At 74.5% G+C, this 10,172-nt stretch carries 9 protein-coding genes and 1 tRNA gene; 4 read left to right on the plus strand and 6 right to left on the minus strand.

Annotated features, from left to right (window positions below; genetic code table 11):
• Window positions 1-313: 313 nt before the first annotated feature.
• Together WD250_04090 and WD250_04095 are read right to left on the minus strand one after the other, a co-directional pair.
• Window positions 314-389, minus strand: a tRNA-Thr gene (locus WD250_04090).
• Window positions 390-486: 97 nt separating this feature from the next.
• Complete coding sequence (locus WD250_04095; protein MEX2619380.1) at window positions 487-939, minus strand: GNAT family N-acetyltransferase; 453 nt, start codon at window positions 937-939, stop codon at window positions 487-489.
• A gap of 109 nt (window positions 940-1,048) precedes the next feature.
• Between WD250_04095 and WD250_04100 the strand changes: the two genes are divergently transcribed.
• Genes WD250_04100 through WD250_04110 form a run of 3 tightly spaced genes read left to right on the plus strand, consistent with a single transcriptional unit; the run spans window position 1,049 to window position 3,787 of the window.
• Entirely contained in the window at window positions 1,049-1,348 is a 300-nt protein-coding gene (locus tag WD250_04100) for a metal-sensitive transcriptional regulator (GenBank protein ID MEX2619381.1), read from the plus strand.
• On the plus strand, window positions 1,345-1,554 hold the full coding sequence (locus WD250_04105; GenBank protein MEX2619382.1) for a heavy-metal-associated domain-containing protein: 210 nt from the start codon (window positions 1,345-1,347) through the stop codon (window positions 1,552-1,554). Before WD250_04100 ends, WD250_04105 begins: the two co-directional genes overlap by 4 nt.
• A gap of 16 nt (window positions 1,555-1,570) precedes the next feature.
• Window positions 1,571-3,787 (plus strand): heavy metal translocating P-type ATPase, encoded by a 2,217-nt coding sequence (locus tag WD250_04110; GenBank protein ID MEX2619383.1) that lies wholly within the window; start codon window positions 1,571-1,573, stop codon window positions 3,785-3,787.
• Window positions 3,788-3,930: 143 nt separating this feature from the next.
• Here WD250_04110 and WD250_04115 read toward each other — a convergent pair whose 3' ends face one another.
• From WD250_04115 to tmk, 4 genes are all read right to left on the minus strand, one after another.
• Window positions 3,931-4,821: a metal ABC transporter permease gene (locus WD250_04115; GenBank protein MEX2619384.1), complete on the minus strand. Its 891-nt coding sequence runs from the start codon at window positions 4,819-4,821 to the stop codon at window positions 3,931-3,933.
• Window positions 4,818-5,669 carry a metal ABC transporter ATP-binding protein gene (locus WD250_04120; protein ID MEX2619385.1) on the minus strand — a complete coding sequence of 284 codons (852 nt, stop codon included), beginning with the start codon at window positions 5,667-5,669 and terminating at the stop codon, window positions 4,818-4,820. Before WD250_04120 ends, WD250_04115 begins: the two co-directional genes overlap by 4 nt.
• A gap of 83 nt (window positions 5,670-5,752) precedes the next feature.
• Entirely contained in the window at window positions 5,753-6,901 is a 1,149-nt protein-coding gene (locus WD250_04125) for a hypothetical protein (GenBank protein MEX2619386.1), read from the minus strand.
• Entirely contained in the window at window positions 6,898-9,030 is a 2,133-nt protein-coding gene (gene tmk / locus WD250_04130; GenBank protein ID MEX2619387.1) for a dTMP kinase, read from the minus strand. Before tmk ends, WD250_04125 begins: the two co-directional genes overlap by 4 nt.
• A gap of 143 nt (window positions 9,031-9,173) precedes the next feature.
• On the opposite strand from tmk, the gene WD250_04135 reads away from it, so the two are divergent.
• Window positions 9,174-10,121 (plus strand): methyltransferase domain-containing protein, encoded by a 948-nt coding sequence (locus tag WD250_04135; GenBank protein ID MEX2619388.1) that lies wholly within the window; start codon window positions 9,174-9,176, stop codon window positions 10,119-10,121.
• Window positions 10,122-10,172: the final 51 nt, after the last annotated feature.

Below are 10,172 nucleotides of genomic sequence, written 5' to 3' on the forward strand. Positions count from 1 at the left end.
CACCAGCCCACACGGCCGCTGACGCAGCCGCATCCGGTGGGGCGAACCCACGAACGACACCCGGCCGGCATCCAACCGGCCACGTACACACTGTGCCGTCGAACGGGGAGCACAGCGACGAAGAGGCGCACGTCCTCTTCCACGCCTCCGTCGTGGCGCACCCCGCACAGAACGCTCCGAGCGGGCCGGTGTCACATTCCGGCCGCCCGGGTGCAACTCCCTACGTGACCGCGACCGCTGGAGGCCCATGAACTGAAGCGCTGTGCCGCCACCAGCAGCCGTCCGAGAGGACAAAGCCGCTGGTCTGAGGGGCTGGAGCCGGGACGGGGAATCGAACCCCGGACCTATTCATTACGAGTGAATCGCTCTGCCGACTGAGCTATCCCGGCGCGAGGGGAAGGGTAGCCTCCCGTGCCGAGGCGTGCGACCGGGCAGGCTCGCGCAACCGCGTAACCACGGGTCGCCGGGTCGGCCCTGGTGGCCGTCTCACAGGTTCTTCGTGAACCACCGTTCGGCGTAGGGGTTGTCGTTGTAGCGCGCGGTGGCCACGTACCCGGACGACTCGTACATGGCGACGGCTTCCGTCAGCGTCGCGTTGGTGTCGAGGACGACCCGGGACCGACCGCCGAGCCGGGCCTCGTCCTCCAGGCGCGCCAGGAGGCGCGTGCCCACACCGCGCCCCCGGATCCCCGCCGCGACCCACATGCGCTTGACCTCCGCCGTCTGGTCGTCCAGGAACGCGACGGCGCCGCAGCCGACGGTCTCGCCGCCCGCACGCGCAAGGACGAACGCGCCGTTGGGCGGGTCGTACTGCGTCGGCGCCTCGTCCAGCCCAGCGCCCGGATCGAAACCGCCGGGCAACCGCGCCGCCAGCTCCTCGAAGTAGCGGGCCATGGCCCAGCGGGCCTGCACGGAGCCCGCGGACACGACGGACAGCATCACCGGATCCACCGTTCGTATGATGCCCGACTGCGGACCCCGGCACTGCTCCGACGTCCCGACGCAGCCACGTAGTGCACCCCCCCTGGGGTGGGGCTAGAGTGGGGTCATGCCCCTCCACCAGCAGGCCGCGCTCAACCGGCTGAAGACCGCCCGGGGCCACCTCGACGGGGTGGTGCGCATGGTCGAGGCCGACGCCTACTGCCCCGACGTCATGAAGCAGCTCGCCGCGGTCCAGGGCATCCTCGAGGCCACCAGCCGCGAGGTGTTCCGCAACCACCTCGAGACGTGCGTCGCCGACGCCATCCGCGCGGGACGCACCGAGGAGATCGTCGACGAGCTGATGGAGGCCCTGAAGTACGACAAGCGGGTCCTGCGACCCACCCCCACCGAAGGAGACCGACCGTGACCCAGGACGTCATCAGCGTGCCCGAGATCCACTGCGGCCACTGCAAGGAGTCTATCGAGGGCGCCCTCCAGCCGATGCCCGGGGTGCAGACCGCCACCGTGGACATCCCCGCGGCGACCGTGGCCGTCACCTACGACCCAGAGCTGGTCACCCGAACAGACATCGTGACCACCATCGTCGAGCAGGGCTTCGAGGTGCCCGCCTAGCGCGGGCGTGACCACCATGGCCGAGCGCTCCCTGACGGACGCCGACACCCGCACCCTCGACTTCGACGTCGAGGGCATGACCTGCGGGTCGTGCGCCGCACGCGTCCAGCGGGTGCTCGGCCGCCAGGAGGGCGTGGCCAACGCCGAGGTCAACTACGCCACGGGCAAGGCCCGCGTCGAGGTCGCCCCCGAGGCCTCGGGCATCGACGGGCTGACCGCCGCCGTCGAGCGCATCGGCTACGGCCTGCACCCCGTCGACGAGGACGCCGAGCCCGGGGGCGACCCCGAGGAGCGTGCACGGCGGTCCTGGTTCTGGCGGGTCGTGCTCGCGTGGCCACCGAGCCTGGTGGTGCTGTGGCTCGCCATGGGCCCCGACCTGGGCCTGGCCCCGATGCGGTTCATGGAGGCCGAGTGGACGCGCTGGACGCAGCTCGCCCTGGCCACCCCCGTGCAGTTCGTCGTCGGCTGGCCGTTCCTCGCGGAGATGGCCCGCCGGGCCCGCCGGCTGACCGCGAACATGGACACCCTGATCGGGATCGGCACCCTGGCCGCCTACGGCTACTCGCTCGTCGGCCTCGCCACCGGGGGGTTCCTGTACTTCGAGGTCGCGGCGATGGTGATCGCCTTCCTGGTCCTCGGCCGGTACTTCGAGGCCCGGGCGAAGGGCCGCGCCGGCCAGGCGATCCGGGCGCTGCTGGAGCTCGGCGCGAAGCAGGCCCGGGTGATCCGCGACGACGAGGAGGTGCTCGTGCCCGTCGCGGAGGTGGCCGTCGGCGACCGCCTGCGCGTGCGCCCCGGGGAGAAGGTCCCCACCGACGGCGACGTCGTCGAGGGCAGCTCAGCCGTCGACGAGTCGATGCTCACCGGCGAGTCCGTCCCCGTGGAGAAGACCGTCGGCGACCGCGTCGCCGGCGCGACCGTGAACACCTCGGGGGTGCTCACCGTGGCCGCCACCGCCGTCGGGTCCGACACCGCGCTGGCCCAGATCGTGCGGCTGGTGCAGGAGGCGCAGAGCGGCAAGGCGCCGATGGAGCGCCTGGCCGACCGCATCTCAGCGGTGTTCGTGCCGGTGGTGATCGGCGTGGCGCTGCTCGCCGCCGCGGGCTGGGCGGTGCTCGGCGGCGACCCGCTGCGCGGCCTGGTCGCGGGTGTCGCGGTGCTGATCATCGCCTGCCCGTGCGCCCTCGGCCTGGCCACGCCCACCGCCATCATGGTCGGTGTCGGCCGCGGCGCGGACCTCGGCATCCTCATCAGGAGCGTCGAGGTGCTCGAGCGCACCCGGCGGATCACCACCGTGGTGTTCGACAAGACCGGGACCCTGACCACCGGCGCGATGGCCCTGACCGACGTGGTCGCCGGTGGCGACACCGACGAGGGGGCGCTGCTGCGCCGGGCCGGCGCGGTCGAGGCCGACAGCGAGCACCCCATCGGCCAGGCGCTCGCGGCCGGGGCGCGCGCGCGCGTCGGCGCCCTGCCGGGCGCCGAGCGCTTCGAGGCGCTGGCCGGCCACGGCGTGCGCGCCGACGTCGAGGGCGCCACCGTGTGGGTCGGGCGGCGCAAGCTGCTCGCCGAGGCGGGTCTCGCCCTGGCCGAGGCCCTCGACAGCGCCGCCGAGCAGCTGGAGGCCGACGGCAAGACCGCGGTGTTCGCCGGCTGGGACGGCGAGGCCCGCGGCGTGCTCGCCGTCGCCGACACCCTGTCGCCCTCCGCCCCCGCGGTCGTCGGGCGCCTGCACGACATGGGCCTGTCGGTGGCGATGATCACCGGCGACAACGCCCGCACCGCCGACGCCATGGCCGCCGCGGCCGGCTTCGGGCCCGCCGACCAGGTGCTCGCCGAGGTGCTGCCCGCCGACAAGAAGTCCGAGGTGGAGCGCCTGCAGGCCCGCGGCGAGGTCGTCGCCATGGTCGGCGACGGCGTCAACGACGCGCCCGCGCTGGTGCAGGCCGACCTCGGCATCGCGATCGGCACCGGCACCGACGTCGCCATCGAGTCCAGCGACCTCACCCTGCTGCGCGGCGACCTGTCCGGGGTCGTCACCGCCATCGAGCTGTCGCGGCGCACCTACCGGACCATCCTGCAGAACCTCGGGTGGGCCTTCGGCTACAACGTCGCCGCCATCCCCCTGGCCGCCGCCGGCGTGCTGAACCCGGTCATCGCCGGCGCCGCCATGGCGTTCTCCAGCGTGAGCGTCGTCACCAACTCCCTGCGGCTGCGCCGCTTCGGCCGGTAGCCGACCCCTCTGGGACCAGTGCGCTCGCAAGATTGCTGGCAGGTGTGTGGTCCTGCGCGCCGCAGCGGTGCGCCAGACCCCGCACCCAGCCGGCGGTGGGCGGAGGCCGTCGGGGCGAGCGTCAGCCGCGGTCCTGCTGCCACCTAGCCAGCCGGCGGCTCGCCGACCGTGACGGCCGCGACGGAGCTCGCCGCGTCGCGGCGGGCGCGGGCGCCGGTCAGGCGCCCCCGGGCCGCGGCACCGAGCGCCACGACGGTGAACAGGGTCGCGCCGACGAGCACGATCGCCGGGCCGCTCGGCACACCGGCGTGGAACGAGGCGTACAGCCCCACGGCCGCGGAGGTCACGCCCACCACGGTCGCCAGGCCGACCATCGCCGCGAACGATCGGGTCACGACCCGCGCCAGCGCCGCCGGGATGACGACCGCCGCCGCGACGAGCAGCACCCCGAGCACCCGCACCGAGGCGATGATGACCCCGGCGGTCAGCAGGTTGACGACCACCTCCATGACGCCGGCGCGCACCCCCTGCACGCCGGCGACGTCCGCGTCGAAGGTGACGAACACCAGCGGCTTGTACAGGGCGAACAGGGCCAGGGCGAACACCACGGCCATCCCGCCGGCCACGGCCAGGTCGGCGGTGGAGATCGCGAGGATGCTGCCGAACAGCAGGGCTTCGGTGCTGCCAACCGCGCCCGGCACCATGGACACGACGGCGATCCCCGCCGCGAACATCGCCGTGGTGACGATCCCGATGGCCGCGTCGGCGTGCAGACCACGCTGGCGGGCCACCCGGTCGATCAGCAGGGCCGCGACCAGGGTGGCCACGACCGCCCCGACGTAGTGGTGGTAGCCGAGCGCCGCGCCGATCGCCACACCCCCGAGCACGCTGTGCGCGAGGCCGTGGCCGATGTAGCTCATGCGCCGCAGCACGACGAACACGCCGAGCGCCCCACACATCGCGCCGACCAGCATGCCCGCCGCCAGCGCCCGGACGAAGAAGGCGTAGGTCAGGGGTTCGGCGAGCCAGCTCACCGGCGCCCGCGCCGCTGCGCGGCGGCGGTCCCCGCGGGCCGCCCGGCCGGTCCCGGCGGCGTGGTGCCGAGCACGTGGGTCTGGTCGGCGACGAACACGAGGTCACCCTGGTGGATCACGCGGACCTCGGCGCCGTAGGTGGCGCGCAGCACGTCGGGGGTGAACACCTCGATGGGGTGGCCGTCCCCGACGATCGCGCCGTTCAGGCACAGCACGCGCGGCAGGTGGGCGGCCACCCAGTTCAGGTCGTGGGTGGTGAGCAGGATCGTCACCCCGTCGGCGTTCAGGTCGCCGAGCAGGTGCAGCACGTCGTGGCGGGTGACCATGTCGACCCCGCTGGTCGGCTCGTCGAGCAGGATCAGGTCCGCCTGGCGCGCCATCGCCCGGGCCAGGAACATGCGCTGCTGCTGGCCGCCGGACAGCTCGCAGATGTGCCGTTTGGCCAGGCCGGCCAGCCCGAGGCGCTCCAGCGTCGCCGCCACGGTGCGGCGCTCGGCACGGCTGAACCACGGGATGCGCCGGCTGTCGGCGGTGAGGCCGAGCAGCGCCACCTGCTCGACGGTGAGCGGGAAGTCCCAGTCGATCGTGTCGAGCTGGGGCACGTACCCGATCCGGCGGGTGGGTCGCCCTCGGCGGACCGGCTGCCCGAAGACGGAGACCGCCCCGGCGTAGGCCTCGGCCTGGCCCGTGAGCAGGCGCAGCAGCGTGGTCTTGCCCGAGCCGCTCGGACCGACCGCCCCCAGGAGCTCGCCCGGTGCGACCGTGAACGACAGGTCGCGCAGCACGATGTCGCCGGCGTACCCGGCGGTCACCCCGTCGAGCCGGATTGCCGGCGTGCCGGCCACCACCGCGACCTCCTGTCAGTTGCGAACACCTTGCAACAGCGTAGCCGCCCCGGCGCGCCGTGCGAGGGCCCGATGGGCAGGGGGGGCTAGCCGGCGGTCGGCTCCAGCACCAGCGCCGACAGGTCGAGGAACAGCGCCTCGAGGGCCAGGCCCTGCTGCACGTTGAGCTCCACCTCCTCGCGCGTGGCGACCACGCGGTCGCACGCGCGCAACAGGGCCGCGGGGCCGAGCGCCCGCGCGTCGGCGCGCAGCGCGTCGGGGGCATCGACGTGCAGCGCGTCGCCCGGGTCGCCCCCCGCCGCGACGAGCAGCATGTCGCGCAACCACGACAGGAGGTCGTCCAGGGCGTCCTGGGCCACGGCGGTGCGTGCCTCGCGCTCCTCGCGCTTCTGTCGCTCGTCGAGCTGGCGGGTCACCGCACGCGGCACCTCGACCCCGTACAGGTCGGCGAGCTCGGCGCGCGTCGACTGGTCGTGCACCTTGATGGCGGCGGTGCGTCGCTTCGCCTCCTCCTCCCAGGCGCGGGCGGCGACCAGGGCGTGGCCGGGTCCCTCCTCGCGCAGGCCGGCCACCACCGCCCGGTGGGCCCGCAGGTCGTCGAGGCCCCCCTCGGCGCACAGCCGGCGCAGGCGCGCGGGCAGGCCGAGCGACGCCCGCACGACCAGCGCGCGGTCGGCCGCCTCGTCGAGCCCCAGGCGCCGGGCCTGGCGGTCGAGCTCGTCGGGCCGCCACGGGACGAACCGCACCGCCCGGCAGCGCGACAGGATGGTGTCGGGCAGCTCGTCGGGGTCGGTGACGTCGAGCACCCAGACGGTGCGCTCAGGCGGCTCCTCCAGGACCTTCAGGAACGCGTTCGCGGCCGTGTCGTTCATGTGGTCGGCGTCGGCGATGCGCAGCACCTTCCAGGTGCCCTCCACGGGCGAGCGCGACGCGGCGTGCAGCCACGCCTCGCGCACGTCATCGACCCGGTGCTCGCGGCCGACCCGGTGGAACTCCCACAGCGCCGGATAGGCGCCCCGCGCGCACCGCCGGCACACGTCACAGGTGCCGCACGGGCGCCCCTGGGCGGTGCGCGGGCAGTTCAGGGCCGCGGCCAGGGCGCGGGCGGCCTCCTCCTGGCCCACGCCCCCCGGCCCGGTGAACGCCCACGCATGCGGGACCTGACCGCGGGCGACCGCCGCGCGCAGGCTCTCCGCGGCGTGGGACTGCCCGGCCTCCGCCCACAGGTCGGTCATCGCCGGTTCCCCTCTTCCTCGATGCGCTCGGCCGGCACGGGGCCGTCCCCGTCGGTGGGCACGGGGCCGTCCCCGTCGGCCGGCACGGGGCCGTCCCCGTCGACGGGCAGGGGCAGCCAGGCGGTGAGCGCCGCCCGCACCCGCTCGGCCACCACCTCGGGCTCACCACGCCCGTCGACCACCACGACCCGGCCGTCGTCACGGTCGGCGAGCGAGCGGAACCCGTCCGCCACGCGCTCGTGGAACGCGCTGTCCTCGCGCTCGATGCGGTCCCCACCGTCGTGCCCCGACCCCGGGACCGCGCGCCGCAGCCCTTCCTCGACGTCGAGGTCGAGCAGCACGACGACGTCGGGCTCGATGCCGCCGACGGCCCACCGGTTGATCTCGTAGACGGCGTCCTCGCCGAGCCCCCGGGCGAAACCCTGGTAGGCCACCGACGAGTCGAGGAAGCGGTCGCAGATCACGACCGTGCCCGCCGACAACGCCGGGCGGATGACCGCCTCGACGTGCTCGGCGCGTGCGGCGGCGTACAGCAGCGTCTCGGTCCGGGCCTCCATCGCCCCGCTGGCCGGGTCCAGCAGGATCTCGCGGACCCGTTCGGAGACCGGCGGTCCACCGGGTTCCCGGGTCGCCAACACGTCGTGGCCCTCGGCTCGCAGCGTGGCCGCCAGCAGGCCCATCTGGGTCGACTTGCCGGCCCCCTCCCCGCCCTCCAGCGCGACGAACACCCCGGGCGTGGGCTCGGCGCGCGGCAGGGGCAGACGCAGCGTCCGGCCGGCACCGCCGGCACCGCCGGCACCGCCGGCCCGGTCGCCCGCGCTGTCCCGCTGGCGCACCGCCCGGTCCATCGCCCGCCAGGCAGAGATGGCCGACAGCAGGGCGGCGATGCCCCCCGCCAGCATCGTGAGCCGCACCCCCGACATGGTGGCGAACCTGCCGCCCGCCCCGATGGAGAACCGCCCGATCAACCCGGCGAGCATCGGCCCGAGCCCGAGGGCCGCGAACATGGCCACCCGGGTGCTCGTGTAGAAGGCCGCGAAGGTGCGGGCCCGCATGTCGTCGGTGGTCTGCTCGTGCAGCAGCGTGTAGCCGCTGACGAAGCTGATGCCGACCAGTCCCCCGAGCAGGAAACCGACCATCGAGGCGAGCTGCAGGCTCGGCAGCGTCGCGATGACGACCCCGGCCGCCGCCGCCCCCGTCAGGCAGGGCGGGAAGAGCCGCTCCTTGCGGACGTGGTTGGTGATGACGGGCACCAGCAGGATGCCGAGCAGCAGGCCCGTCCCGACGAACGCGACCAGGGTGAACCAGTCGGCCTCGGGCAGCCCCAGGTCGGAGCGGACGAACTCGGGCCCGAGGGCCACCACCACGCCCGCGCCGAAGGCCACGCCCACCACGCCGGTGATCAGGGCGCGGATGAGCGGCAGGTCGCGGATGAACCGCAGGCCGGCTCGGAGCTCTTCCCAGACCCCGGGCGCCTGCCCGTCGGCGTCGGTCGCCCGGCGGACCTTGGGCGGCAGGCGCAGGCCGAGGATCACCAGGCCGGCGATGAAGAAGGTGGCGGCGTTGACCAGCAGCGAGAACGTGGTCGCCCCGACGTCGGGCAGCCCCAGGCCGGCCAGGAACCCCGCGATGCTCACCAGCACCGTGGCGGTCAGCGCCCCCAGCGGCAGCGGGCCGTAGGTGACGAACAGGTTCATCTGGTTGGCCTGCGTCAGGTGCCGGCGCTCGACGATCTGGGGCAGCGACGCGTCCTTGGCGGCGATGAACAGCAGGGACAGGCACTCGATCACGAAGGTCAGGACCAGCAGGGTGACGAGGTCGCGCGAGAACGCCACCACCACGAACAGCGCCCCCCGCACGATGTCGGCCACGAACATCAGCCGCCTGCGGTCGTAGCGGTCGGCCACCACCCCGGCGATGGGGCCGAAGATGGCGCTCGGCAGCAGCCGGGCCATCATGACCCCGCCCAGGCCGAACAAGGCCAGGCGCGACCCGGCGGGGGCGAGGCTCACGACCAGCACCTGCAAGGCGAACAGGCCGATCCAGTCCCCGAAGCTGGAGCCCAGACCCGAGATGAACCACAACCGGTAGTTGCGATTGCCGACCAGCAGCTCCTTGTACCCGGCCAAGCGAGCCCGGTCCGGCACCAGGTCGTGGTCCGGGCCGATTGGGCCGCCTGCGCCCTGTCCGTCGACAGTGATGATCGAGCTCCCTGGAGGCCGTGCCGGCTGCGCCGAGCCTAATGGCCCGCCGGCGAGTAGTCTGCCCCAGCGTGACCGCAACCCCACACTCCGCCCTGCGCCCGCCGCTGCGGGGCCTCGACGTCGCTGTGCGCGGCGCGTACCCCTTCCTGGACCGGGCGGCCCGGGCCCGGGGCGCCGCCTACGTCAACGCCGAGGGCGGCGACGTGGGCATGCACGGCAGCCACCGCTCGGTGGTGCGCCACGTGGCGCACTACCTCGCGGCCGCCGAGCTGGTCCGCACCGCGGGCCTGGCCCGCGCCACGGGCCTGGACCGGGCCGGGGAGGTCGACGGCCCGGTCCTGGACGTGGGCAGCGGGGTCGGTGCGCTCGCCGCGTGGATGGCCGACACCCTCGGAGCCGAGCTCCACCTCGCCGACCACGACCCCCGGTTGCTCGCCGTCGCCGCCGAGGCCTTCCCCGGCACCGCGGTGTACTCCGACCTCGACGACGTGGCATCGGGCGCGTTCCGGCTGGTCACCGCGATGGAGGTCGTGGAGCACATCCACGCCACCGAGCACCTCGCGTTCGTCGAGGCCCTCTACGCGCGGGTGGCCCCCGGCGGGCTGCTGGTCGTGTCCACCCCCGACGAGACCCGCTACCTCGGCGGCTGGTCGGGCTACGCGCCGCACATCGGCTGCGTGGACCCCGCCGGCCTGCACCAGCTCCTGACCACGGCCACCGGGCAGCCCGCGACGGTGTGGCGCCTGGAAGGCGAGCCCTTCGCGCTGAACCTGGCCCGCCGGGTCGGCGAGCCGGTCCTCAACCGCGTGTGGGGATGGGTGAGCGCCCACGTGCCCGCCCTGGCGGTGCGCCTGGGCGGCGGCGCCGCCCGCGTTGCCGGCCCGGCGCGCACCCGTTCCGACGCGCGGGTCCCCGACGACGTGCGTGCGGTCCCGCCCGAGGAGGGCCAGGGCACCGGCCTACTCGCCGTGGTGCGCGCCCCCGGCGGGGACAGCGAGGTCGCGGCGAGCCCCTAGCTGAGGTGGAACGGCCCGTCAAGCGGAACCTGTTGCCTTGACTTGAGGCGG

This window comes from Egibacteraceae bacterium (assembly GCA_040905805.1).
Taxonomy (GTDB): domain Bacteria; phylum Actinomycetota; class Nitriliruptoria; order Euzebyales; family Egibacteraceae; genus DATLGH01.